Annotated in this window: 19 protein-coding genes; 9 read left to right on the forward strand and 10 right to left on the reverse strand. The window is 61.9% G+C overall.

What is annotated here, in order from left to right; translation table 11 throughout:
• Nucleotides 1–457: 457 nt before the first annotated feature.
• From EGM97_RS05640 to EGM97_RS05675, 8 genes are all read right to left on the reverse strand, one after another.
• Nucleotides 458–1,420 (reverse strand): D-2-hydroxyacid dehydrogenase family protein, encoded by a 963-nt coding sequence (locus EGM97_RS05640; protein ID WP_238962973.1) that lies wholly within the window; start codon nt 1,418–1,420, stop codon nt 458–460.
• An 11-nt stretch (nt 1,421–1,431) separates the two neighbouring features.
• Entirely contained in the window at nt 1,432–2,463 is a 1,032-nt protein-coding gene (locus EGM97_RS05645; RefSeq protein ID WP_238962974.1) for an alpha/beta fold hydrolase, read from the reverse strand.
• Between the two features lie 102 nt (nt 2,464–2,565).
• Entirely contained in the window at nt 2,566–3,012 is a 447-nt protein-coding gene (locus tag EGM97_RS05650) for a DUF411 domain-containing protein (RefSeq protein WP_238962975.1), read from the reverse strand.
• A gap of 222 nt (nt 3,013–3,234) precedes the next feature.
• The gene (locus tag EGM97_RS05655; protein ID WP_238962976.1) at nt 3,235–4,437 is read right to left on the reverse strand and encodes an NAD(P)/FAD-dependent oxidoreductase; all 1,203 of its coding nucleotides are present in this window, start codon (nt 4,435–4,437) and stop codon (nt 3,235–3,237) included.
• Nucleotides 4,438–4,665: 228 nt separating this feature from the next.
• Nucleotides 4,666–5,040: a response regulator transcription factor gene (locus tag EGM97_RS05660; RefSeq protein ID WP_238962977.1), complete on the reverse strand. Its 375-nt coding sequence runs from the start codon at nt 5,038–5,040 to the stop codon at nt 4,666–4,668.
• Between the two features lie 100 nt (nt 5,041–5,140).
• Entirely contained in the window at nt 5,141–5,791 is a 651-nt protein-coding gene (locus EGM97_RS05665) for a response regulator transcription factor (RefSeq protein WP_238962978.1), read from the reverse strand.
• A 23-nt stretch (nt 5,792–5,814) separates the two neighbouring features.
• Nucleotides 5,815–7,239: a sensor histidine kinase gene (locus tag EGM97_RS05670; protein ID WP_477788787.1), complete on the reverse strand. Its 1,425-nt coding sequence runs from the start codon at nt 7,237–7,239 to the stop codon at nt 5,815–5,817.
• A gap of 221 nt (nt 7,240–7,460) precedes the next feature.
• Complete coding sequence (locus EGM97_RS05675; protein WP_238962980.1) at nt 7,461–8,477, reverse strand: GlxA family transcriptional regulator; 1,017 nt, start codon at nt 8,475–8,477, stop codon at nt 7,461–7,463.
• 331 nt (nt 8,478–8,808) lie between these two features.
• Here EGM97_RS05675 and EGM97_RS05680 point away from each other — a divergent pair, with 331 nt between their 5' ends.
• Nucleotides 8,809–11,229 (forward strand): UvrD-helicase domain-containing protein, encoded by a 2,421-nt coding sequence (locus tag EGM97_RS05680; protein ID WP_275300660.1) that lies wholly within the window; start codon nt 8,809–8,811, stop codon nt 11,227–11,229.
• A 63-nt stretch (nt 11,230–11,292) separates the two neighbouring features.
• On the opposite strand, the gene EGM97_RS05685 is transcribed toward EGM97_RS05680, so the two are convergent.
• Both EGM97_RS05685 and EGM97_RS05690 read right to left on the reverse strand, forming a co-directional pair.
• Nucleotides 11,293–11,571, reverse strand: a complete 279-nt coding sequence (locus tag EGM97_RS05685; protein WP_053151069.1) for a DUF1652 domain-containing protein — start codon at nt 11,569–11,571, stop codon at nt 11,293–11,295.
• A gap of 192 nt (nt 11,572–11,763) precedes the next feature.
• On the reverse strand, nt 11,764–13,227 hold the full coding sequence (locus tag EGM97_RS05690) for an MFS transporter (RefSeq protein WP_477788781.1): 1,464 nt from the start codon (nt 13,225–13,227) through the stop codon (nt 11,764–11,766).
• A gap of 131 nt (nt 13,228–13,358) precedes the next feature.
• Here EGM97_RS05690 and EGM97_RS05695 point away from each other — a divergent pair, with 131 nt between their 5' ends.
• The 8 genes from EGM97_RS05695 to EGM97_RS05730 all read left to right on the forward strand — a co-directional run bounded on the left by EGM97_RS05695 (nt 13,359) and on the right by EGM97_RS05730 (nt 26,268).
• Nucleotides 13,359–14,282: a LysR family transcriptional regulator gene (locus EGM97_RS05695; protein WP_238962983.1), complete on the forward strand. Its 924-nt coding sequence runs from the start codon at nt 13,359–13,361 to the stop codon at nt 14,280–14,282.
• 319 nt (nt 14,283–14,601) lie between these two features.
• Nucleotides 14,602–16,059, forward strand: coding sequence for a serralysin family metalloprotease (locus EGM97_RS05700; protein WP_238962984.1), 1,458 nt, complete (start codon nt 14,602–14,604; stop codon nt 16,057–16,059).
• Between the two features lie 87 nt (nt 16,060–16,146).
• Nucleotides 16,147–16,584, forward strand: coding sequence for an AprI/Inh family metalloprotease inhibitor (locus EGM97_RS05705; protein WP_238962985.1), 438 nt, complete (start codon nt 16,147–16,149; stop codon nt 16,582–16,584).
• A gap of 134 nt (nt 16,585–16,718) precedes the next feature.
• The gene (locus EGM97_RS05710) at nt 16,719–18,494 is read left to right on the forward strand and encodes a type I secretion system permease/ATPase (protein ID WP_238962986.1); all 1,776 of its coding nucleotides are present in this window, start codon (nt 16,719–16,721) and stop codon (nt 18,492–18,494) included.
• Nucleotides 18,495–18,508: 14 nt separating this feature from the next.
• The gene (locus EGM97_RS05715) at nt 18,509–19,837 is read left to right on the forward strand and encodes an HlyD family type I secretion periplasmic adaptor subunit (RefSeq protein ID WP_238962987.1); all 1,329 of its coding nucleotides are present in this window, start codon (nt 18,509–18,511) and stop codon (nt 19,835–19,837) included.
• 14 nt (nt 19,838–19,851) lie between these two features.
• Entirely contained in the window at nt 19,852–21,195 is a 1,344-nt protein-coding gene (locus EGM97_RS05720; protein WP_238962988.1) for a TolC family outer membrane protein, read from the forward strand.
• 78 nt (nt 21,196–21,273) lie between these two features.
• A complete protein-coding gene (locus tag EGM97_RS05725) occupies nt 21,274–24,333 on the forward strand; it encodes an autotransporter domain-containing protein (protein WP_477788788.1) in 3,060 nt (1,019 codons plus the stop codon).
• An 81-nt stretch (nt 24,334–24,414) separates the two neighbouring features.
• Nucleotides 24,415–26,268 carry a polyurethane esterase gene (locus tag EGM97_RS05730; protein ID WP_238962989.1) on the forward strand — a complete coding sequence of 618 codons (1,854 nt, stop codon included), beginning with the start codon at nt 24,415–24,417 and terminating at the stop codon, nt 26,266–26,268.
• The last annotated feature ends 60 nt before the right edge of the window (nt 26,269–26,328 follow it).

The raw sequence follows: 26,328 nt of genomic DNA on the forward strand, positions 1-26,328 counted from the left end.
ACGCAAGGAGAGCAAAGCGCTGCCCAATGCGGCGAAGCGAATCAGGTGGGAGGGCCGTTGCAAGGACTGCACCAGCCACTGTTGCCCTACCTCTAACCTGACCTGTCGCCGTTGCGAAAAGTTTCGACTTTTTTTCGTCGAGATGACCGGTCGGTTTTTCCCCGGATTTGCAGTCTAGGCCAGAACTTAGAGCGGTACGGTGCGCTTCGTCGAATTGTCCGACAATCACGTCTTTTGTCGGCAATGTCTTACACGACGACGAGAGATGCGCACCGACGAAGTGCAGGTTTCTGTCATGTTTTGGGTGTAGGGGGAGCGCTGCGTTTCATCAATGTGCGCGCTGGAATGGCGTGATGCACCATTAGGGGGCGGGTAAAAATGGAGGCGTTTTGATGGCTTCGGAAGCCTGCCAAAAGTGGATCTGCTGCGAGCCCGCTCCCTCAGGAAATTTTTGCAGTCAGATTGTCGGGGTCAACAGGCGGATCGGCTTGCCGGTCGTCCAGGCTTGCAGGTCTTCGATCATCTGGGAATAGAACTGCCGGTAATTCTGTCGGCTGACGTAGCCCACGTGCGGGGTGGCCAGTACATTGTCGAGCGTTCGGAATGGATGATCGGGGGGCAGGGGTTCCTCGGCGAAAACGTCCAGGGCGGCGCCGGCCAGGCGTTTGTTTTGCAGGGCGTCGATCAGGGCGCCTTCGTCGACAATCGGACCACGGGCGGTGTTGACCAGCAGCGCTTCGGGCTTCATCCAGCCCAGCGCCTGGGCGTCAACCAGCCCACGGGAGCGTTCCCCAAGTACCAAGTGGATCGAGAGGATGTCAGCCTGCTCGAACAGTTGCTGCTTACCTACGTAGATCACTCCCGCTTCGGCGGCCTGCTCGGCGGTGAGGTTCTGGCTCCAGGCGATCACGCGCATGCCGAACACCTGGCCGAACTGCGCCACTCGCTTGCCGATGCTGCCCAACCCGAGGATCGCCAGGGTCTTGCCGTGGAGGTCGCCTCCCAAGCCTTGCTGCCACAGCCCCGCGCGCAGGGCGTTGGCTTCCTGGAGCAGGTTTCGACTCAGGGCCATGATCAGCGCCCAGGTCAGTTCAGGGGCGGCGTGCTTGTAGCTTTCGGTGCCGCAGACCTGGATGCCCAGCTCGGCAGCGGCCTTGAGGTCCAGGGCGGCATTGCGCATGCCTCCGGTGAGCAACAGCTTGAGCTTGGGCAGGCGACGCAGCAGGCCTTCATCGAATGAGGTACGTTCGCGCATCACGCAGATCACCTCGAAAGGCTCGAGGCGTTTGGCGAGGGTGTCGCGGTCGGCGGGGAAGTCATGCAGGAATGTCACCTGACCGATGCCGTCCAGCACCGACCAGTCCACCACGTCCCGCGCCACGTTTTGCCAATCATCGATGACCGCTATCTGCACCGCCATGGAACACCTCGTCAGGGAATGGGTTTGTTCAGCCAGCTCAGCAATGCTTGGTGGAACCGTTCCGGCTCCTCCATCTGCGGCGCGTGTCCCAGATGGTCGAATTCCACCAGGGTCGAGCGCGGGATGAGCTGGGCGACCTGTTTGCCCAGTACGTCATAGTGGCCCAACCTGGCCTTCACCGCCGGCGGGGCGATGTCGCTGCCAATGGCGGTGGTGTCGGACGTGCCGATCAGCAGCAGGGTCGGCATCTTCAGGTCCTTGAATTCGTAGTAGACCGGCTGGGTGAAGATCATGTCGTAGATCAGCGCCGAGTTCCAGGCGACCTGGGTGTGCCCGGGCCCTTTGTTCAAGCCCGCGAGCATGCCTACCCAGCGTTCGAATTCGGGCTTCCAGCGGCCGCCATAGTAAGTGGTGCGCTCGTAATTGCGAATTCCGTCGGCGTTGAGTTTCAACTCGCGTTCGTACCATTGGTCCACGGTGCGGTAAGGCACGCCGAGGGCCTTCCAGTCTTCCAGGCCGATGGGGTTGACCATCGCCAGGCGCTCGACCTGGTCGGGAAACTGCAAGGCGTAGCGGGTGGCGAGCATGCCACCGGTGGAGTGGCCCAGGATGATGGATTTCTGCACGCCAAGGGCCTTGAGCAGGGCCTGGGTATTGGTGGCCAGTTGGTGGAAGCTGTATTGGTAGCGATCAGGCTTGCTGGAGGTGCAAAAGCCGATCTGGTCCGGGGCGATCACTCGGTACCCGGCTTCGCTGAGGACCTTGATCGAATCGCCCCAGGTGGCGGCGCAGAAGTTCTTGCCGTGCATCAACACCACGCTGCGGCCATTGACCTTACCCTGGGCCGGGACGTCCATGTAGCCCATCTGCAATGACTGGCCCTGGGACTGGAAGGCGAAATGCTTGAGCGTGTAGGGGTATTCGAATCCCTCGAGCTGCGGCCCGTAGGCCGGGCCTTCAGGCGGGTTCGCGGCGTGGGCCAGCAGGGGCAGGGCGGCGGTCAGCAAGAGGCTGGGTAACCAGCGGGCGGTGGAACGCGACATGGTCAATCTCCTTGGGGGCAGCCGGCCGATCCTGGGGCGACCCGATTATGGCGACATTAACCACAGGCAATCGAACCGCCCGAACGTTCCACGCAGCGTTCGTCAATGGGCCGGATAGTCCGCTACGACGGTTTGAGCCCCGTCTTTTTTCTGACCGATCACCTGATAGGCATCGCTCATGCCCTCCATTTCCATACCGGGCGAGCCCATGGGCATGCCAGGCGCAGCCACGCCGAGCAGATCGTCGCGTTTGCTCAACGCCACCACCTGGTCCGCCGGTACGTGACCTTCGACAAACTTGCCGTTGATTTCAGCGGTGTGGCAAGAACGCAGGTTCGGTGCCACGCCCAGGCGCTGCTTCACCGCCCCCATGTCGGCTTCGACATGATCGTTGACCTTGAAGCCATTCTCTTGCAGGTGCGAGATCCATTTCTTGCAGCAACCGCAATTGGCGTCGCGGTGCACGTCAATGGTGAGCGGTTCGGCAGCCTGGGCCAGGGTGGTAATGAACAGGGCGCTCAGGGCGAGCAGATGCAAGGATTTGGTCATGGAGGCTGCCTCGTGGAGTGCGATTTGGAAGGGAGGATAACAGAGTAGGGAATACGAGCTGACAGGGCGCTGAGGGGCAGATGACACAATTGTAAGGTTGGGACTCTTGAAGGCTACACCTGTGTTGCCAGCAAAAAAAAACGCCCGCCCAAATGGCATTGGCGGGCGTCCGGGAAAAGCCGGCTCAGAAAGCAGAGCACTGGCCGGAGCAGGGAGTGGGCGTCAGGCCACCGGAATCATCGGATCGGCCGCCGCCAGGGCTGCCGCACGATCGGCTGCAGGTGGGTAGATCCATACCGTGTTGATCTGGGTCTTGAGGTCTTTGGCTTCCTGTCCCACCAGTTTGAGCTGGCGATCCCAGCCCTCCGTGAACACCGCGCCCCAGGCCCCCAGGTCCAGGCACGTGACGTACTTGGGCTGGCTGTAGGCGATCGGTGCCACGCCCAGCAGATCGGCCGCCACGTTGTTGCCGGCATAGCGACCCAGGGCGATGGCGTGCTGGCAGGACATGGCCGCGTAGTTGCCCAAGGTGTCGGTAGCGGCATAGGCCACGTCACCGGTGGCGAAGATGTCGTTCTGGCCCAGCACTTTCAGGTTATCGTCGACATGCAGGCGACCCTGGCGGTCCCGGGTGCCGGGCACTTGTTGGGTCAGCGGACTGGCGTGGAACCCCACGGTCCAGATCACGGTGTTGGACTCGATGCGTTGGCCGTCCGACAGGGTAACGCCGCCGGCATCCACTGACTCGACCGAGGCGTTGAGGATCCACTCCACGCCCAGGTGCCCGGAGGCTTCTATGATCGATGGACGAATGCCTTCGCCCAGGGAGGCGCCGATCTGCGGTCCGCGATCCACCACGATCACCCGGATTTTTGCGTCGTCGCCCAGAATCGCTCGCAGGCGGGCGGGCATTTCGGTTGCGGTCTCGATACCGGTAAAGCCTCCGCCGGCAACCACCACGGTGTTGCGAGCCGGGCTGTCTGGCAGGCGCTTGAGGGATTTGAGGTGGGCTTCGAGGCGTGTCGCCTGTTCGATCTCGTCGACGTCGAAGGCATGCTCGAGCATGCCTTCAAGGGCCGGACGGACCAGTTTGCTGCCCGCGGCGAGGACCAGGCGGTCATAGTTCAGCGTGGCCTGGGTGCCGGAGGCGTCGTGGTAGCCGACCTCTTTGCTGTCGGGGTCGATGCGGTGGGCCGAGCCCTGGACGAAATTCACACCGACCGCATCGAACAATCCATGAAGCGGTGCCGCCATGGTGTGCACATCGGGTTCGTAGAAACGAGGCCGGATCCGCAGCTCGGCCTGGGGCGCCAGGACCGTGATCTGCACATCGTTGCGCTTGTGCAGGTCCAGAAGCCGGGCGGCGCTCAACGCGCTCCAGACCCCGCCGAACCCTGCGCCCACCACCAGAATATGCTGTTTCATGATTTGCTCCCGAAGACAAAATCGTTGAAGGGCTCAGCCCATTTCATTGTGACCGCGCCGCGAGTACCCGAAGGTGCCTGGCTTACGCCTTCAGCTTCGGTTCGCCAGGGAAATGTTATGCGTCGGCGGGGCGTCCAACACTTCTACATAAGGTCAGCGGGGATATGTCTGGGTATGAAGGACCTATACGAAGGTTTAGGCCCGAACAGAGCCTGGCGCGACTCGCTTTCAATCGGGATGCTTGAGCACGGCTTCGATGCAGGCGATCAGTTCCGCGCAGCCGAACGGCTTGGGGAATGACGCCACAGGCTCGGTCACGCCGGCCTTGACCCGGGGCGGGGTGCCTGGGTGGCCGCTGATGATAATGATCGGGATATGGATGTTCCGGGCGGCCAGCTCGTTGCACATTTCGATGCCGCTCATGCCAGGCATCTTGATGTCCGATATCACGCAATCGGTGTGTTCGGGTCCGCTGCCGGAAAGGAAGTCCAGGGCACTGGCGTAAGTACGCACCGTGTACCCGCTGGAACGTAACAGGCCGTCCAGTGCTTTTCGAACGGATTCATCGTCATCGACAACTGAAATGATTGCGGTGTTGGACATTGCGATACCCGGCAGCGATATCAGGTCGCCATAACGGCGCCGTTGTCACTGCAAGATACGCTGTCCATGGCCCGCGCCTAGTATACGTGGGTATGAAGATTCAGCCGGGGCGCTGGATATCCAGCGCCTGGCCCATGCGGACCAGGTCGGCGAACGAGCGCGCGCACATTTTGCGCATGGCCTGGCCGCGGTGGATCTTGACCGTGATTTCGCTCAGGCCGATTTCTCCGGCGATCTGCTTGTTCATCAGGCCCGAGACGGCCAGCGCCATGACCTGCTTCTCCCGTGGCGTCAGGGCGGCGTAGCGATCTTCCAGCACCTGGCGGGCGTGGTCGGACTCGCGGCGCACTCGGTCCCGTTGATGAGCGGCGGACACCGCGTCGATCAGATCCTGCTCCCGGAAGGGCTTGCTCAAAAAGTCCACCGCACCGGCCTTCATGGCCCGGACTGTCATGGGGATGTCGCCATACCCGGTCATGAACACGATCGGCAGGTGGATGTTGGCCGCTACCAACTCCTGCTGGAAATCCAGGCCGCTGGTGCCCCGCAAGCGGACATCCAACACCAGGCAACTGGGTACGGCGGGGCGGGGATGTTGCATGAACTGCGCCACCGAGCCGAAGGACTCGACGTGCAGGTCGATGGACCGCAACAGACTGCCCAGGGCTTCGCGCAGTGGCTCGTCGTCGTCGACGATGTAGACGATCGGTTCCTGGAGAGTGACCTGGCGAGTGGCGTGATCGGAAGTCATTGGCGTGTCCGACAATCATGGGTTTAGGGAAGGAGCGGTAGCGCGAATCTGAACGAAGTCCCTCGACCGACTTCGCTGGTTGCCCAGATCCTGCCGTCATGGAATTCGATGATGGAACGACAGATGGCAAGCCCCATGCCGAGGCCGTTTTGCCTCGTGGTGAAAAACGGGGTGAACAGCGACGGCAAGATGTCTTCGGCAATGCCTGTGCCTTGGTCGGTCACGTCCAGGACGGCCTCGTTATCCGCGATCCAGGTGCGTATCTGCAGAACCCGCTCACTCACCGCAACACCGTCCATCGCATGACAGGCATTAATGACCAGATTGATGATCACCTGCTGCAATTGCACCCGATCGGCACTGACACGGGCCGCGGGGCTGGCCAGATCGACTTTCACAGTGACCTTATGAAGCACCAGTTGCTGCTGGACCAGGTTCAATGTCTCGTGGACCACATCGTCCAGAGACTCGGCCTGGCGCCGTGGATCGCATTTTCGTGACAGGGCTCGGATGCGGTCGATGACCTCGCTGGCGCGGTTCGAGCTGGTAACGATCCGCTCGAGGGAGTCGAGGGCTTCCTTCATATCGGGTTCCGGGCGCTCCAGCCAGCGTCGACAGGCCTGTGCGCTGCTGGTAATGGCGGTGAGCGGCTGGTTGACTTCGTGGGCAATGGAAGCGGCCATTTCTCCCAGGGATGTCAGGCGGGTGACGTGGGCCAGTTGGGCCTGGGCACGAAACAGTGCTGCTTCGGCCTGCTTGCTGGCGGTCATGTCCATCAACGCCCCCAGGTACTGGCAACGGCCCTGGGAGGCAGGCAGGAGGCTGGCAATCATATGGATGTGCTTGACGCGACCGTCTGGCATCAGCAGGCGTAGCTCCACCTCGATCTGAGGTTCGCGACGTGCCGCCTGCCCGAACATGTCCAGTAGCCGTTCCAGGTCTTCGGGATGAGTGCGCTCCAGCACCATTGAAACCGTGGGGGGCTTGCCGCTGGGGTATTCGAAGATCCGTGCCGACTCCTCCGACCAGGACAGGTCCGAGCGGTCGCCCCGAAAACCGAAACTGCCGGTCTGGCTCAGGCGCTGGGCTCCGACCAGGTACGCCTCGTTGTGGCGCAGGCTGTCGGATGCCTGTTTGCTGCGCAACGCCAGGAAGGCAATGGCCGACAAGGCTGTCAAACACCTGAAAAAGCCGGTGGTGGAATCCCAGCGGTGATAGCCGCCGTTGTACAGGAACATCGCCGTGAGCAGGAACATGCACATCAGTGCGACGGTGATGACCAGGTTGATCGAGAACAGATTGGCCGCCATCAACAGTAATGTGATGTACAGCAGCGTGGGGGCCAGATCGGACCGGGTCTCGGAGTTGATGATGACGATGCCGCAGGCCACCACCAAACCGACCGCCCAGCCCAACGCGTTCACCATAGGGTTGGAGCTGATCCCCATCGACGGTCGCGACGCGATCTGGCAGGGGTTATACCGAAGGCTGTCATAGATGTTTCTGAACATCGTGGCGGGTGTGGGCACGCTGGCAGACCTTTTGTTATTGGAGACCGGTTCCGGATAGTCGGGAAGACAGGCATCGGTCTCGTATCTTAAAAGTGCCGCGTTTTTGCAGGTAGGACAGAAAACCCTGAAATCCTGCCATAGGGTCCTGTTGACGGGCGTCAGCGGGAAAACCGCTGGCGGTAATCCCGTGGAGAAATCGCGAGGTGGCGCTGGAAGGTATGGCGCATCCGCTCCTCATCGCCGAAGCCGCATGAACGGGCGATCTGGTCGATGTTGCGCAGGGATTCTTCCAGCAACCGTCGCGCGGCCTCCAGACGGAACATCTCGACGGCCTTGGCCGGGGTGTGTCCGGTGCGGCGCTTGTAGACCCGGGCAAAATTACGGGGACTCATGCGGGCCTGGCGGGCCAACCGTTCGATGGTCAAGTCGTCGCTCAGGTGCTCGGCAATCCACACATGCAATTCGTCGAATCCGGCGCTGTCTTGTGTCTGCAATTGCAAGAGCTGGCTGAACTGCGCTTGTCCACCGGGCCGCTTGAGAAACACAACCAGTTCCCGGGCCACCTGCAGCGCCACCTCGCGACCGCAGTCGGCTTCGACCAGCGCCAGGGCCATGTCGATGCCGGCGCTCACGCCCGCCGAGGTCCATATGCGGTCCTGTTGGATGAAAATCGCATCGAGATCGACTTCAATCGCCGGGAAACCGTTCCTGAGCATGTCGCACATGGCCCAATGGGTAGCGGCTCGCCGTCCGTCGAGCAGCCCGGCCTGCGCCATCAGAAACGTTCCGCTGCACACCGACGCAGTGCGCCTGGCCTTGGTCGCCGCAGCGCGCAGCCAGGCCACCAGGTCGACGCAGTCGATCATCGCCTGGCGGATATCGGGGGCGCCGGGCACGATCAGCGTATCGATAGTCACCCCGTCCAACCGCTGCAGGGGGCAGGTCTCCACGGCGAGGCCTTCGGCGGTTCGCATCAGGCCTCCGTCCAGGCTAGCCGTGTGCATCGCGTAGCCGGGCAGGCCGCGCTCGGTCATGGCCTTGGTGGCCGCCCAGAAAACCGTCTGGGCACCGGTCAGGTCCAGCAATCCCATCCTGGGGTATGCCAGGAACACCAGGTTGCGTGGCTGGCAGGTCGAATCGCTGGCGACGGCGAGGTCATGGTTCATCTGGTTCATGATGATTGCCCAGGGCAGGGGACGAGGTAGCGAAACGGCACAATAACGGATCGTCTCGATGTCCGTCGACTGCTCGAAACCTGGGTGTGGCAAACGGCCGACTTTTCGAATCCGGCGTAACTGATTCGCGGGGCAGTCCACAATAGTGGCGCTACGAAGGCACTTTCACTTCATCGCCTAAGCCCATGACTTGAAAGCTTTTGAGTGGCACTCGGCGGCAAATACAGCCACCATAGTCGCCCTGGTTCAGAACACCGGAGTCTTCAGCGTGGCGCAACACTCTCCCGACCTTCCTCCCGACCTTCCTCCCGAGCTGCTTCCCCTGGCCCGGATGCCGCTGCTCAAGCGTCTGGCGGTGCGTCTACTGGGTCAGGGCCTGACGCGGCTGCGAGCCCAGCATCGAGCGTCCTGGCTGCACGGTCAGGCGGATGGCTTTCGTAGCGGGCATACCGCCGGCTTCGATTACGGCTATCGGGAAGGCAAGGCCGAGGGACTGGAGGCGGGACGTCAGGTCTTGTTGATCCGTGACTCACGCAGCACCGAGCATCCGGCACCGAAAGTCGATGATCTGTTATTCGATGACTGGCGCCTGCCTTTGACGGCCGAGCTGAAGAAGCGCGTCAAGGCGGACGTCGCCCGGTTGCTGCCTGCCCACGCACAACCCAGTGCCGCCCAATGGAAAATGATATTCAGCGATACGCCCTCGACATCGGTGGTTGCCGGCGCTGGCGCGGGCAAGTCCACGACCCTGGTATTGCGTATCGTGGTGCTGTCCCAGTACCTGGGGTTCGAGCTGGATTCAATGACCGTGGTGACATTCACCCGTGAGTCACGCAAGGACTTCATCCGCAAACTGATCGACGTCCTTGCCTTGTGGGGGCGTACGGTCAGCCTCAAGGAGGCCCGTGACCTGGTGCGGACCTTTCATTCGCGCATCTTGCCGATGGTTCGCAGCCTGCCCGGCTTTGAGCGGCTTCAGGCGTTCGAAACCCTGAGCCATCGTGCCGCAGCCGGTGATGAGCAGGAGCCGGGCAATCCCTTCGACCTGCGCATCAATGAGGCTCAACGTCAGCAACTCAATGCCTGTTATCACCACCTTTATCAGCGCGATAACCGATTCCGGGAACTGATCGGTCAGTTGTCCCGGCATGCCTTGCAACTGAAAGCGTTGGAGCGTGACCACCCCGATGTACAAAAACGCGTCGCCGTGACCGAACTTGCCGCCCAGCGCGATGAAGAATTATGCGATGCCATCGAAGACCTCTGGTTTGGCGCCGGTGCCTGGCCCATCAAAGGTATCGAGCCCAGACGCCAAGCCTTCGAGATCAACGGCTCGACATTCCATTGCCATGGCTACATCGCCTCGCTGGATAGCTGGGTAATGCTCGGCTTCGATCCGCAGGAGGATGCCCGGCTCAGCCGTCCGGGCGCGCGGTTGAGTATCCGGGCGGAGTGGGCGGTCAAGCGAACATTGTTTCAAGCTTTCTGCAATAAACCATTGATATGGTTGGAAAACTACGAATCGTCCAGGCGTCTTCTGAGCACGCTGGCCGGGGATGCCAGTGCCGGACCCGGGTTCGACTACAAGGTCAAGGGCGAATTGGCGGCGGCGCCGTTGTTGGATTGTTTCGTGGCCGCCGCCGGGTTCATCGAAAACCTTGGGCTGGATGTACCGGATGCGGTGGGGCGGATGTGTTTCGCCCAGGACGATCCGGATCGGTATTTCTTTGAAGCGCTGAGCCGCTACTGGCGAGCCTTTGAAGACCATCTGCTGGACCAGTCGCCGCCCGTCATGACCTACAATCGAATGTTCGCGCTGTTCAGCGAGCACTCCCCGGAAAATTTCAAGCTCCTTGGGGATGAGCTTCTGCGGCCTTTGTCACACGTGATGATCGACGAATTCCAGGACGTTTCGCCGCAGATCGTTTCCTGGCTCCGTGCCTGCCTGCGAGAAGTGCGCAGTCGTGGCCCTGCGCTGCATGTGGGGTGCGCCGCGCAACGCTCGTCCTTATTGTGCGTGGGCGATGATTGGCAATCCATCTATGGCTGGCGTGGCAGTTCACCCAGCTACTTCATGGCATTCGCCAAACAATTTCCGTCGCCAGCGAATACCCGGGTGATGCTTACCGATAACTACCGTAGTCATCAGCACATCATCGATGCGGCTGAGCACATTGTCCGGACGACAGCCGCAATCCCCGGCAAGAAAGCCAAGGCCAGCGGCAAGCCTGTGATGCCAAGCCCGGTCACCGTATTGGATCGAGACGACGAGGGCATGGCTCTCCGGCTGGATGAGCACTATCGCCAGGGTGATACGATCTTGATGCTGTATCGAAAAACTAGCGATAAGTCACTGATAGAAAAGTATATTCAGCCAATACTTAATGTGGATTCTAGCTTGCCATATGAAGCCCGACGCCTGAGATTGATGACCTACCACAGCGCCAAGGGACTCCAGGCCGACGCGGTATTCCTGCTCGGCGACTGCCAGCACCTGACCCGCTCGCCTTACAAGAACCAGGTCTACCGGATGGCCGGACTGGGGCAGGATGGGGATACCGAGCCGTACGACACGGCACAGAAGGACGAGATCCTGCGTCTGGCCTATGTGGGAATCACTCGTGCGGTGCAGCATTGCTATTGGTACGTTGACAGCCAGGAGGGCCAGACCGCCAACGCGCCCAAGGCCTCGGATCGCATCGCAACGGGCAAGCCATTCTTCGCCGACCTGCGCCGCGCTCGGATCGGCTGAGGGGACTGCTTCGGCGAGGAGACGCCAGCGCCCACAAAAAAGCCCACTGAGTGGGCTTTTCAATCAGCAAGCAAATCGCGTCAAACCAGTGGGGGGGACAAAGGCCTCCAGCTCGGCTTCCACCGCCTCGATGATCCGCTCCACGTCGGGGGCATTCATCACGGTCGCACAGGGAATGCCTGCGATCGCAATCATGGTTTCGCCACTGGCGCGATCAAACAGCCGGGCGACCATGCTGCCCGGGGCATCCATACTGGCCTCGAAACCCATGGGATGAAAATGCCAGCGCATCAGTTGGCAGGCGTTGGGGAACGTTACCTTGCTGGAAGATCCTCTATTCATCTGTTGCCCGCCCTCTTCATCAAGCGCTTCCTTTTGCTCATATCAGGAAGGAAGAGCCCTCATGGCTCTACCAGTGAGAACTAAAAATAGCACCTGGAAATGAATGTCACGTGGCTTTTTTCAGTCCGTTTGGCGATTGGTTCATTTTTTTTGATTTGGATCACGACTTAAACGGCAGGGCTCACAATGCCATCATCCTTGGCGAGGGGGTGCCTGGCACTCATTCAATGGCTCTGGTACGGGGGTTCGCCAGATAATGAGCTGCGCCAGGAGGATGAGTGCTGATGCCGCGATGAAGGTGATATTCAAGCCATTCGTCACCGTTTCCGGGGCGGCGGCATTGATGCCGCTCGTCGGTAATGCGGCGGCGAAAACTGCGCCGAGCACCGAAGCACCGGTAAAGAACCCCAGATTGCGCGACAGGTTGAGCAGGCCGGAGATGACGCCGCGACTGCCGGTGGGGATGTCCGCCATGACCGCTGTGTTGTTGGCGGTCTGGAACAGGGCATAACCCAGAGTCGTCACCATGATCGCCGTGACATAGCCAAGCGTTCCGAATGCGGGTGACAGCATCGCCAGCGTCGTGCAGCCGAGCAGCATGACCGCCAGCCCGACGCGCCGCAGGGTTGGCGCGCCGAAGCGGTCCGCCAGGCGTCCGGCAGGCACACCGGCCAATGCCGCCGTGGCGGGACCCACGGCCAGGGTCAAGCCCACCAGGGGCGCCGGCAGCCCGAGGGCGATGGACAGGTAGAAGGGGCCCACCAGCAGGGTCGCCATCATCACCGTGGCGACCAGCCCATGGGTGGTCAGGCCCGCCACCAACAGCCGATCCCGGAACAGGCCCAGGGGGATCAACGGGGAAACGGCACGAGTCTGGACCCGGATGAACAGGCCTGTGCAGAGGGTCGCCAGTGCCAACAAGGCGAAGTTGGACCCACCGAAGTGGCCGCGGCCCTGGGTCATGGCCAGCGCGTAAGCACCGAGGGCCACCGCCAGCAAGAGCGTGCCTGGCCCATCGAAGCGAATTTTCCCGGGTTTCATCGTCGCCAGGCGCACAGGCAGGAAACGCCAGGCCAGCATCAGCGTCAGCAATCCAAAAGGGACGTTCACCAAAAAGATCGCCTGCCAGCCGAACGTACCCAGCAGTGTGCCCCCCAGTGAAGGCCCCAGGGCCGTGCCTACCGCCGAGAGCGTGCCCAGCAGGCCCATGGCGCTGCCGGTCTTTTCCTTGACCACCGTTTCGCCTACCAGCGCGAGGGTCAGCGTCATCATGATGGCGGCCCCCAGGCCTTGCAGGGCGCGCCCTGCAATCAGCCACCCAAGTGAAGGTGCCAGGCCGCACAAGCCCGATGCCAGGGTGAACAACAGAATGCCGGCCAGCAGCAGGGGCCGTCGTCCCAGCAGGTCCCCCAGGCGCCCGACGCTGACGATCAAGGTGGTGATCGCCAGCAGATAGGCCAGCACCACCCATTGCACCGCCTGGAACGAGGCATTGAGCCCCTGGGCCAGTGCCGGCAGGCCGACTGTGGCGACGCTGGCGCCCAACGAGGCCAGGAGCGTTGCGAGTGAGAGACTGGTCAGCGCCCAGCGAGTGGTACTGGCCGTTTGTGGAGGGACGTTCATGGGTGGGCATGGTTCCGTATTGGCTGGTTGCATGGCGTTGGCTCCGTCTGCGGCTCCTGGAAACGGAGCTGTCCCAACGCTACGCTTGGCCTTAACATGGCGGAAGACGCAGCAGTTGCACTTTATAGCTGCATATAACGCCATGTCTCACCGCAGGATTGTCCATGTCACAGCCTGATCTCAATTTGCTGATCACCCTCGACGTATTGCTGTCGGAGGGCAGCGTGGCCCGTGCCGCCCAACGGCTTCGGCTCAGCCCTTCGGCGATGAGCCGCGCATTGGCACGATTGCGGGACACGCTGGGCGACCCGCTGCTGGTGCGGGCCGGGCGCGGGCTGGTGCCCACTCCACGCGCACTGCAGCTCCGTGAGCAGGTGGGGCAATTGGTTCAGGAAGCCCAGGCGGTGCTGCGCCCCGTGCAGGTTCCGGATCTTCGCCGTTTGAGCCGGGTCTTTACACTGCGCACCCGAGAAGGGTTCGTGGAAAACTTCGCAATTGACCTGATGGCCCGCATCGCCGAGCAGGCCCCCGGCGTCCGGCTGCGCTTCGTGGATAAGGCAAACAAGGACAGCACGGCATTGCGCGAAGGCAGCGTGGATCTGGAAACCGCTGTCGTCGACCAGGACACCGGACCCGAGCTGCGGACCCAGGCGTTGTTCACTGACCGGTTCGTCGGCGTCGTGCGCTTGGGACATCCGCTGAGCCAGGGCGAGGTCACCGCAGCCGGCTACGCGGCGGGAAGCCATCTCGGGGTTTCCTTGCGTGACCTCGATCACGGCCCCATCGATCGGGCGTTGGCGCCGTTGAATCTGTCGCGCAGCATCGCCATCACCGTCCCGGGTTTTTCCACGGCCCTGGGACTGGCACGCGCCAGTGACCTGATCGCCACCGTCCCCGAACGCTACACCGAGCGGCTTCGCGCTGACTTGCACAGCTTTGTACTGCCGTTTGCCGTGCCGTCGTTCACGATCGCCATGCTCTGGCATCCACGCATGGATGCAGACCCCGCGCATCGCTGGCTCCGAGGTTGCCTGCGGGAAGTCTGCGCAGCGAGTGTCTTACATTCAGGGTTAGTAGATATTAATTAATAGCGTTTCGCTGGCACTTAGTTGGCGAAAGTGCGATCTGATTCGCAGTGGGCTGTTTAACGATATTTAATATTTAAATAGAGTTTTGTCCGACAATCTTAAACGGAATTCGACAAACTCCCGTATTGGCGGGGCGAAGCCAGCGATGGGGCTTAGTTGCCGGATAGAGCGTTTTTCGGCTTTGAAAAAATTCGCTAGACGTTTGATTTCGAATTGTGTCAGTTTTCTTGCGTCCTCAATTGGGCGAGTGATTGGACGATCTCGCCAGAGATTGTCTGTCTGACAAAAACTGTTCCATTGCAAACAAGGAAGTGTGTTTATGTCGAAAATCAAAACCGGTGTTATTGATGCTGCCGATCAACTGCTGTGGGCACCGCAACCCCTGGCCGCTCCCAGCAACGCCTTTAACCAGATCAACAATTTCAGCCATCAGTACGACCGCGGCGGGGACTTGACCATCAATGGCAAGCCCTCTTACTCGGTGGACGAGGCAGCCACTCAATTGCTGCGTGACGGCGCGGCATATCAGGATCGGGACGGCAGCGGCAAGATCGAACTGACCTATACCTTCCTGACCTCTGCCTCCAACAGCACCATGAACAAACATGGGATCAGTGGCTTCAGCCAGTTCAGCGCACAACAGAAAGCCCAAGCGGTCCTGGCCATGCAATCCTGGGCGGACGTCGCCAATGTCACGTTCACCGAGAAGGCCAGTGGCGGTGACGGCCACATGACCTTTGGCAACTACAGCAGCGGCCAGGACGGTGCGGCCGCCTTCGCTTACCTGCCGGGGACCGGCGCGGGGTATGACGGCACGTCCTGGTACCTGATCAACAGCAGCTACACCCAGAACAAGAACCCGGACCTGAACAATTACGGTCGCCAGACCCTGACCCACGAGATCGGCCATACCCTTGGCCTGGCTCACCCAGGCGACTATAACGCCGGCGAAGGTAGCCCGACCTACAATGACGCCACGTACGCGGAAGATACCCGCGGCTACAGCCTCATGAGCTACTGGAGCGAAAGCAATACCGACCAGAACTTCAGCAAGGGCGGGGTCGAGGCCTATGCCTCGGGGCCGCTGATGGACGACATCGCCGCCATCCAGAAACTCTACGGCGCCAACACCAGCACCCGCACCGGTGATACGACCTACGGTTTCAACTCCAACGCCGGCCGCGACTTCCTCAGCGCGTCTTCCTCCTCAGACAAAGTGGTGTTCTCGGTATGGGACGCGGGCGGGCGGGATACGCTGGACTTCTCCGGTTTCACCCAGAACCAGAAAATCAACCTCAATGACGCTTCGTTTTCCGATGTTGGCGGGATGGTGGGCAACGTCTCCATCGCCCAGGGTGCAACCATTGAAAATGCCATTGGCGGCTCGGGCAGCGATCTGCTGATCGGCAACGAAGTGGCCAATGATCTCAAGGGTGGTGCGGGTAACGACATCCTGTGGGGCGCCGGCGGGGCAGACAAACTGTGGGGTGGTTCGGGCTCGGACACCTTCGTGTTCGCGGCCAGTTCCGACTCGCGTCCGGGTGCCACCGACCAGATCCTCGATTTCGTCAGCGGCCTGGACAAGATCGACCTGACGGGGATCACCAAAGGCGCGGGGCTGCATTTCGTCAGTGCTTTCACCGGTGCGGCGGGCGATGCGGTGCTGTCGACGTCTGGCGGTAACAGCGTGCTGTCGGTGGACTTCTCGGGCCATGGCGTGGCTGATTTCCTGGTGAGCACTGTCGGCCAGGCAGCGGTCTCGGACATCGTGGCCTGATATCGCTACCCTGAGTTCCGGCACCCGTCGTGTTCGTCAGATCACGGCGGGTGCCAGGGCCCGGAGATGGCGCTGGAATGAAGGAAAATGATTAAAGCGTTCATGCCTCGTAGCACCCCGGCAATCGCCTGGTTACTCGCTACATCGATGTGTTTTTTTGGAGAAGCCGCCATGGCGCGTAGCCTGTTGTTAGCAGAACCCTCACAGTTGGCAGGAGTCTGGCGAGCCGTTTTGGCAGGCCCGCAGGAAAATGCAAACACCCAGGCGTTGCAGGACAAGCCGTCCAACATCTGCGTCATCGAGCTCAAGGCCGACCAGAGCCTGGGCGGGCAAACCGATTGCCTGGGCCGCTGGCTCGGTGATGAGCCGGTCCACTGGTTTCCCGAACCCGACGGTCTTTCATTGATCGGCAAACAAAATACCCGGACGCATCTGGGGCGACATGAGACGGACCGCTATCAGATGACGCTGGAATCCGGATCAAGACTTCTGCTCGAGCGGGATATCCAGGAAAACGCGCGTTAAGCCCTTATTCAATATTTGCAACAGGCACTCACTTGTTTAACAGGTGCGTGTTTCGGTGTGCGCCGATTGAAGTTGAACGATGAGCAAGTTGCAGGTCGCCAACTAACTGGCCTGGCCAACAGCAAGGAAAGTCGATGAGCATGGCAAGGAACGCTGCCACGGTGCCGCTGATTAAAGCGCTGGGCGATTATAAGAATATTCTGTTGAGTGTCGGTTGTTTTACCGCGTTGATAAACGTCCTGATGCTGGCACCTTCCATCTATATGCTCCAGGTATATGACCGCGGACTCTCGTCGCAAAACGAAACCACGTTGGCCATGTTGTCGCTAATGGTGGTGGGATTCTTCGTTTTCATCGGCCTGTTGGAGATGGTCCGCAGTTTCATCGTCATCCGCATTGGCAGCCAACTGGAGCGGCGCTTCAACCTCCAGGTCTACAAGGCCGCGTTCGAGCGCAATCTGTTTCAGGGCGAAGGCAACGCCGGCCAATCCCTGGGCGACCTGACCCATGTGCGTCAGTTTGTCACCGGCCCGGCGTTGTTCGCCTTCTTCGATGCGCCGTGGTTCCCGATCTATCTGTTGGTGATCTACCTGTTCAACGTCTGGCTCGGCGTCTTCGCCACCGTCGGTACGTTGCTGCTCATCGGTCTTGCATGCCTGAACGAGGCCATGACCCGAGAACCCTTGGGGCAGGCCAGCGGTTACTCGCAACGGTCCAGCCAACTGGCGACCAGCCACCTGCACAATGCCGAGTCCATCCAGGCCATGGGCATGCTCGACGCGCTGCGCAACCGTTGGTTTGCCGTGCACTCGCGTTTCCTTGGTTTGCAGAACCAGGCCAGCGATACCGGCGCGGTGATCGGCGCCCTCAGCAAGACCTTGCGCCTGTGCCTGCAATCGTTGGCGCTCGGGTTGGGTGCGGTGCTGGTGATCAAGGGCGACATGACGGCAGGCATGATGATCGCCGGCTCGATCCTGATGGGCCGGGTGCTGAGCCCCATCGATCAGTTGATCGCGGTGTGGAAGCAGTGGAGCGGTGCCAAGCTGGCTTATCGCCGTCTCGATGCGCTGCTGCGCGCCTACCCGCCACAGGACGACACGATGCCCTTGCCACCGCCCAAGGGCCAAGTGAGCTTCGAACAGGTCAGCGCAGGGCCTCCCGGACAGCGCCAGGCGACGCTGCATCACGTCAGCTTCAACCTCGGCGCCGGGGAAGTGCTCGGGGTGCTGGGTGCCTCGGGGTCCGGCAAGTCCACCCTGGCCCGGGCGCTGGTGGGGGTATGGCCGCTGCTGGGGGGAACGGTGCGGCTGGACGGGGCCGATGTCCATCGCTGGAACCGCGACCAGCTCGGCCCGTACATCGGTTACCTGCCCCAGGACATTGAGCTGTTCAGCGGCACCATCGCCGAGAATATCGCGCGTTTTCGCCAGGCCGATCCGCAAAAGGTCGTCGCGGCCGCCCAGCAGGCCGGTGTGCATGAACTGATCCTGCGCATGCCCCAAGGCTACGACACGCCATTGGGCGAAGACGGTGGCGGTTTGTCGGGCGGCCAGAAGCAAAGAGTGGCCCTGGCCCGGGCGATGTACGACCGGCCGAACCTGGTGGTGCTCGACGAGCCCAACTCCAACCTCGATACGGTTGGCGAGGCCGCCCTGGCCAGCGCCATCGCGCTCATGAAGAGTCAGGGCACCACCGTCGTTCTGGTGACCCATCGCTCTTCGGCGCTGGCCCAGGCCGACAAGTTGTTGGTGCTCAACGAAGGCCGCCTTCAGGCGTTCGGCCCGAGCCAGGACGTGTTGCGGGAGTTATCCGGACAGCCCCAGGGCCCGCGGGAAAAACCCCAGGCAGCGCCCAGTGGACTGAGCATGAGTCGCCAGTATCACGCCACCCGACAGCCCGGCGGCGTATAAGCAAGGATCGCGATATGAACCCCGAATATTCTCCATCCGTGGGGCAGCCGCTTGAACGCCCCGAACGCGATGCCCGTTTTTTCACGCGCATGGGCTGGGCACTGGCGCTCGTCGGTGCGGGCAGTTTCTTCGCCTGGGCCAGCCTGGCGCCGCTGGATCAGGGTATCGCGGTGCAGGGCACCGTCGTCGTCTCAGGCAAACGCAAGGCCGTGCAGTCGATGAGCAGCGGCGTGGTCAGCCGGATCCTGGTGCGTGAAGGCGAGGCGGTCACCCAAGGCCAGGCGCTGTTCCGGCTCGACCAGACCCAGGCCGCCGCCGATGTGCAGTCGCTGCAGGCCCAGTACCGCATGGCCCGAGCCAGTCTGGCGCGCTGGCAAAGCGAGCGGGACAACCTGGCACAGCTGAGTTTTCCGAAAGAGCTGAACGACGACCTCGACCCTGGCCTGGCGTTGGTACTCGAAGGCCAGCGCCAGCTGTTCAGCAGCCGCCGCGAAGCCTTTGCCCGTGAGCAGGCTGCCTTGCGAGCCAGCATCGATGGCGCCATGGCGCAACTGGCGGGCATGCGCCGGGCCCGCAGCGACTTGAGCGCCCAGGCCGACTCGTTACGGTCGCAATTGAGCAACCTGCAACCGCTCGCGGACAACGGTTATATCCCGCGCAATCGCTTGTTGGAATACCAGCGGCAGTTGTCACAGGTTCAGCAGGAACTGGCCCAGAACAGTGGCGAAAGCGGCCGGGTCGAGCAGGGCATCCTCGAATCGCGCCTGAAGCTGCAGCAGCATGGCGAGGAGTACCAGAAGGAAGTGCGCAGCCAGTTGGCCGACGCCCAGCTCAAAAGCGAAACCCTGCAACAGCAGTTGAAATCCGCCGGGTTCGAGTTGCAGCACAGCGAGATCCTCGCCACCGCGGACGGCATCGCCGTCAATCTCGGCGTGCACACTGAAGGAGCGGTGGTGCGCCAGGGCGACACCTTGCTGGAAATCGTGCCCCAGGGCACGCGGCTGGAAGTGGAAGGGCATTTGCCGGTCAACCTGATTGACAAGGTCGGTCCTCACTTGCCGGTGGACATTCTCTTCACGGCGTTCAACCAGAACCGTACACCCAGGGTTTCAGGCGAAGTCAGCCTGGTCTCGGCCGACCAGATGATCGACGAGAAAACCGGTGAGCCGTATTACGTGCTGCGCAGCAACGTGGGCGACGAGGCGCTGGAAAAGCTCAACGGCCTGGTGATCAAGCCCGGCATGCCGGCGCAGATGTTCGTGCGCACCGGTGAGCGCTCGTTGCTCAATTACCTGTTCAAACCGCTGCTCGACCGAGCCGGCTCTGCGTTGACCGAAGAATAAGGATGTCCGGTGGCATGAAGTCTTTCCATTGGTTGGCAGTGCTGGCCGTTTCCGTCTGCAGTAACGTTTGGGCCATGGGGCCCTTCGAGATCTATGAACAGGCCCTGCGCAACGATCCGGTATATCTCGGGGCGATCAAGGAACGCGACGCGGGCCTGGAAAACCGCGCCATCGGCCGTGCGGGTCTGCTGCCGCACCTGGGCTACAGCTACAACAAAGGCCGTAACAAATCCAAGGTCACGTACCTCAATGACCACGGCGCCAGCCAGCATGACGAACGCAATTACAGCAGCTACGGCTCAAGTCTGACGTTGCAACAGCCGCTGCTGGACTACGAAGCCTATGCGGCGTATCGCAAGGGCGTGGCGCAGGCGTTGTTTGCCGATGAAAATTTCCGCAGCAAGAGCCAGGAGCTTCTGGTACGGGTGCTGAGCTATTACACCCAAGCGCTGTTTGCTCAGGATCAGATCGATATCGCCCAGGCCAAGAAACGCGCGTTCGAACAACAGTTCCGGCAAAACGAGCACCTGTTTCGCCAGGGCGAAGGCACGCGTACCGACATTCTGGAGGCCGAGTCGCGTTACGAGCTGGCGGTTGCCGAAGAAATCGAAGCCCGTGACGAGCAGGACGCCGCTTTGCGAGAGCTTGGCGCACTGATCGGCGTTCCGGCGCTGGACATCGGCGACCTGGCGCCACTGAACGCGACCTTCCAGGCGTTCACGCTGCAGCCGGCCAATTTCGACAGTTGGCACGGACTGGCCGTAGGCAACAACCCGAATCTGGCCTCCCAGCGCCAGGCCGTGGAAGTGGCCCGCTACGAAGTGGAGCGCAACCGCGCCGGGCACCTGCCCAAGGTCAGCGCCTACGCAACGATGCGCCAGAACGAGTCGGAAAGCGGTAACACCTATAACCAGCGCTACGACACCAACACCGTCGGGCTGGAAGTCAGCGTGCCGTTGTACGCTGGGGGCGGCGTGTCGGCTGCAACCCGCCAGGCCAGCCGCACCATGGAGCAGGCCGAATACGAGTTGGATGCCAAGACCCGCGAAACCCTCATCGAACTGCGCCGTCAGTTCAGCGCTTGCGTGTCGGGGATGAACAAGCTGCGGGCCTATCAGAAAGCCCTGAGCTCCGCCGAAGCGCTGGTGGTCTCCACCCGGCAGAGCATCCTGGGCGGCGAACGGGTCAACCTCGATGCGCTCAATGCCGAACAACAGCTCTACACCACGCGCCGCGACCTGGCCGAGGCCCGCTATGACTACCTCATGGCCTGGACCAAATTGCACTACTACGCCGGCACCTTGGGGGAACAGGACCTGGCGAAGGTGGACGAGGCTTTCGTGACGCAGAGGCAATAGCCGGCCCGGGCAATCAAGGATTTGTGCAGCAACTAAGGATGGTTCGTGATGAAGACCGATAACAAGAAACACCCCTCGATGATGGGGCACCGCTTCCTGCCCACGATGCTCAACCGTGCCGTACTCTGCGCACTGGCGACCCTGGGTACGGCCCAGGCCGCGCCTTACGTCGAGAGCGGCAAGCCCGGCGATCCGGCCAGTTGGCGCAGCGCCGAATTCGACGCGGAGTGGGGGCTGGGGGCGATCAATGCCCAGCAAGCCTACGCGGCGGGCTACACCGGCAAGGGCGTCAAGTTGGGCATTTTCGATCAGCCAGTCTACGCGGCCCATCCGGAGTTCTCCGGCACCGACAAGGTCGTGACCCTGGTCACCAGCGGGATCCGCGAATACACCGACCCCTACATTCCAGTGAAGGCAGGCGACCCGTTCCGCTATGACGGTTCCCCCACCGTGGGCTCCGATGGCAAGCTCGGTTCCCATGGCACCCACGTCGGCGGGATTGCCGCCGGCAGTCGCGACGGCGGGTCAATGCACGGGGTGGCGTTCGATGCGCAGATCATCAGCGCCGACAACGGTGACCCCGGTCCCGAGGACGGCATCATTCGGGGCAACGATGGCGCGGTGTACAAGGCCGGTTGGGATGCGTTGATCGCCAGCGGCGCACGAATCATCAACAACAGTTGGGGCATCGGCATCACCGATCGCTTCGACCAGGGCGGTCGCGACCCGGCGTTCCCGCACTTCACGGTGCAGGATGCGCAGGTGCAGTTCGACCAGATCGAACCGCTGCTGGGCACTCGGGCCGGCGGAGCCTACGAAGGGGCCATCGCCGCCGCCCGCAGCGGGATCGTCACCATCTTCGCCGCCGGCAACGATTACAACCTCAACAATCCCGATGCCATAGCAGGCCTTGCGTATTTTGTGCCGGACATCGCGCCGAACTGGCTGACGGTGGCGGCCCTGCAGATCAACCCTGACACCAGCAGCCCTGATCCATACACCATCAGCACCTTCTCTTCGCGCTGCGGCTACACCGCCAGCTTCTGCGTCTCGGCACCGGGCACCCGGGTCTACAGCGCCGTGATCGGCGGCACCAGCCTCGACGACCTGACTGTTGGTTACGCCAACAAGAGCGGTACGTCCATGGCTGCGCCTCATGTGGCCGGCAGTGTGGCGGTGTTGATGGAGCGTTTTCCGTACATGAGCGGGGCCCAGGTCGCCAGCGTATTGCGCACGACGGCCACGGACATGGGCGCGCCGGGTGTCGATTCGTTGTACGGCTGGGGGATGATCAATCTGGGCAGGGCCATCGACGGGCCGTCGATGCTGGTCACCGCAGAAGATATACCGCAAGCCTTTCGTGTCGATGGCGCGTATGGCTCCGGTCAGTTCGTCGCGGACCTGCCGGGTATCGGCGCGGTCATCGACGCAGGCAAGCCCACGCAGCGGCTGTGCAGCGGGATCCAGTGCGGCCTGGATGTCTGGCGTAACGACATTTCCGGACATGGCGGCCTTACCAAGGAGGGCATCGGCACCCTGGTGCTCAGCGGTGAGAATACCTACAGCGGACCCACCCTGGTCAACGAGGGACGGCTGGCGATCACCGGTTCGCTGGCTTCGGCCGTGACCGTGAACGACGGCGGCGTCCTCGGTGGCAACGGTCGCATCGCCAGCCTGACGGCCAACCGCGGCGCCAGCGTGGCGCCGGGTAATTCCATCGGGACCCTGCAGGTGGCAGGGGATGTAACGTTCCAGTCCGGTTCCAACTACGCAGTCGAAGTTTCTCCCACTTCCAGCGATCTGATCGTGGCCGGCGGCAAGGCCATTATCGACGGGGCCACGGTATCCCTGTCCCTGGAGAACAGTCCGACGTTGCTCACCGCCAGCGAAGTGAAAAGCCTGTTGGGCAGACAGTTCGACATCGTGCAGGCGGCCGATGGCATTGAGGGGCGCTTCGGCCAAGTGTTGCCCGACTATGCGTTCCTGGGCGGCGACCTGGCGTACTCCGCCAGCGGCATCCGGTTGGCGGTGGCGCGCAACGCGACCTCCTTCAGCAGCCTGGGCCTGACGCCGAACCAGCGCTCCGTGGCGAGCGCCGCCGAACAATTGGGTGCTGGCAACGCCTTGTATGAAGCGTTGTTGCTGTCTCCCAGCGCAGCGGCGGCACAACAGGCGTTCCAGCAGTTGTCCGGCGAGATCCACCCGGCCATCGGCACGTTGTTGATCAACGACAGCCGTTACCTGCGCGATGCCGTGGTTGATCGGCTGCGCCAGGATGCGCTGTACGACGCCGCTGCTGCGACCGATGCCGCCAGCAATGCGTGGGTCAAAGTCTTGGGGGCCTGGGGTAAAAGCGATGGCGGCAACGAAAACGCCAGTTCCACCCACTCCATTGGCGGGCTGCTGGCCGGTGTGGACGGTCTGATCGCCGAGCGGACTCGATTGGGCTTCGTCACCGGGTACAGCGACAGTTCGCTGAGCATGGGGGATGGCACCCACTCGTCGGCCAAGGCAGACAGCTATCACCTGGGAGCGTACCTGGGGCACGAGATCGATGCCCTGCGCCTGACGGTCGGCGGTGCCTACGCCTGGCATCGCATCGACGTGCAGCGCGATCTGCAATTCAACGATGTGAACGGCCGGGAGAAAACCAAGCGCGACGCCCGGAGTGCTCAGCTCTTCACCGAGGCGGCTTATCGCCTCGACCTTGAGCCCGTGGCGCTGGAGCCCTTTGCCAACCTGGCCTATGTGCACCTGGACAGTGACAGCTTTCACGAAAAGGGCGACTCCGCGGCGCTGCGCGCGGGGGATGATCGTCGCGACGCGGTGCTGTCGACGTTGGGCATGCGGGCCGATCACACCCTGGCGTTATCGAAAACTCAGCAGTTGCAGCTGTCCGGGACCCTTGGCTGGCAGCACAACCTGAGCGACATCCGTTCCGAACAGAATCTGGCGTTCGCCGGTGGCAACACCTTCGCGGTACAGAGCGTGTCCATGGACCGCAACGCGGCGGTGATCGGTGCCCGTGCCGGGCTGGCAGTGGCGAGGGATGTGCAAGTCAACCTGGATTACAACGGTCTGCTCGGTTCCCGGGACAAGACCCATGGCGTCGGCCTGACGCTGGACTGGCGTTTCTGAATTCTTGCCCGGCCGCTGCTGCGTGAGCGCGTCGGGCAAGGCATCCCCACTCATTCCAACAACAAAAAGAGTGCAACAACCATGGGAATCTACGACTACAAGCACTTCGGCACCACGGAATCCAAGGCGCTGGTCAGCGATGCGATGGCGATCATGCTGTATTCCTACCACAACCTCGATCACGGTTTTGCCGCCGGGTACCAGCAGAACGGTTTCGGTACCGGGCTGCCGGCGACCCTGGTGACGGCCTTGCTGGGCGGCACCGACTCCCAAGGCGTGATTCCCGGCGTGCCGTGGAATCCCGACTCGGAGAAGCTGGCCCTGGAAGCCGTGCAAAAGGCCGGCTGGACGCCCATCAGCGCGGCACAACTGGGTTATGCCGGCAAGGTGGACAGTCGAGGAACGTTCTTCGGTGAGAAGCCCGGCTACACCACCGCCCAGGTGGAAATCCTCGGCAAGTACGATGCCGATGGGCACCTGAAGGAAATCGGCATTGCCTTTCGTGGCACCAGTGGTCCGCGGGAAAACCTGATCAGCGACTCCATTGGCGATGTGATCCATGACCTGATGGCCGCGCTGGGTCCCAAGGATTTTGCCAGGAACTACGTGGGTGAAGCCTTCGGCAATCTGCTCGGCGACGTTGCGGCCTTCGCTCGTGCCCATGGCCTGACAGGCGCGGACGTGCTGGTCAGCGGCCACAGCCTGGGCGGGCTCGCGGTCAACAGCCTGGCGGACTTGAGCAGCGACAAGTGGGCAGGCTTCTACAGCGATGCCAACTACATCGCCTACGCTTCGCCGACCCAAAGCGCCAGCGACAAAGTCTTGAACATCGGTTACGAGAACGACCCGGTATTCCGGGCACTGGACGGCTCGACATTCGGCCTGCCGTCGGTAGGCGTGCACGACGCGCATCAGGACTCGGCCACCAATAACATCGTCAGTTTCAATGACCATTACGCTTCGGCGGCATGGAATGTCCTGCCATTTTCCATCCTCAACATTCCCACCTGGATTTCCCACCTGCCCACGGGCTACGGCGACGGCATGGGCCGGATAATGAATTCCGCGTTCTATGACCTCACCGGCAAAGACTCCACCATCGTGGTCGCCAACCTGTCGGACCCGGCACGCAGCAACACATGGGTGCAGGATCTCAATCGCAATGCCGAGCCCCACACGGGCAGCACCTTTATCATCGGCAGCGACAAGGATGACCTGATCCAGGGCGGCCAGGGCAGCGATTACCTGGAAGGACGCGCAGGCAACGACACCTTTCGCGACGGTGGCGGCTACAACGTGATTCTGGGCGGGCAGGGCAGTAACACCCTGCAGTTGCAACAGTCGGTGAAGGATTTCAGTTTCGCCCATGACGGGGCGGGAACGCTGTACGTGCGTGACGCCCATGGCGGGATCAGCATGACCCGCGATATCGGTACGCTAGTGAGCAAAGAGTCCGGCGCGTTCTGGGGGCTGCTCAAGGACGAGGTGAGCCACAGCGTCACCGCCAGTGGCCTGGTCAGCGAGGGGCATGTCACGGCCTATGCGTCAACGGTCAAGGGCGGTGCGGCCAACGATACCCTGGTGGCGCGGGCGACAGGCGACTGGCTGTTCGGCCTGGACGGTCACGATGTGCTGGTCGGCGGGGCAGGGAACGATACGTTCGTGGGCGGCTCGGGCAACGACGTGATGCAGTCCGGTGGCGGCCAGGACACATTCCTCTTCAATGGCGCATTCGGCCAGGACCGCATCAGCGGGTATGACGCCGGCGACACACTGGTGTTCCTGGGCGTCCCTGGTGCCGGTGCGGGTTACGACTACAGCCAGCACTTGTCACAGGTGGGCAACGATACCTTGCTCAAGGTAGGCGACAGTTCCGTGACCCTGGTGGGCGTCGGATTGACCCAGGTAGCAGGCGACGGCCTTGTATTCGCCTGATTGATTCGAGGCAGGCGTGAGAGGGGGCAATGACCGGGAGGAAGCCGGGTTGTCATGGCT

This window comes from Pseudomonas sp. AF32, from assembly GCF_022342325.2.
GTDB lineage: Bacteria > Pseudomonadota > Gammaproteobacteria > Pseudomonadales > Pseudomonadaceae > Aquipseudomonas > Aquipseudomonas uvaldensis.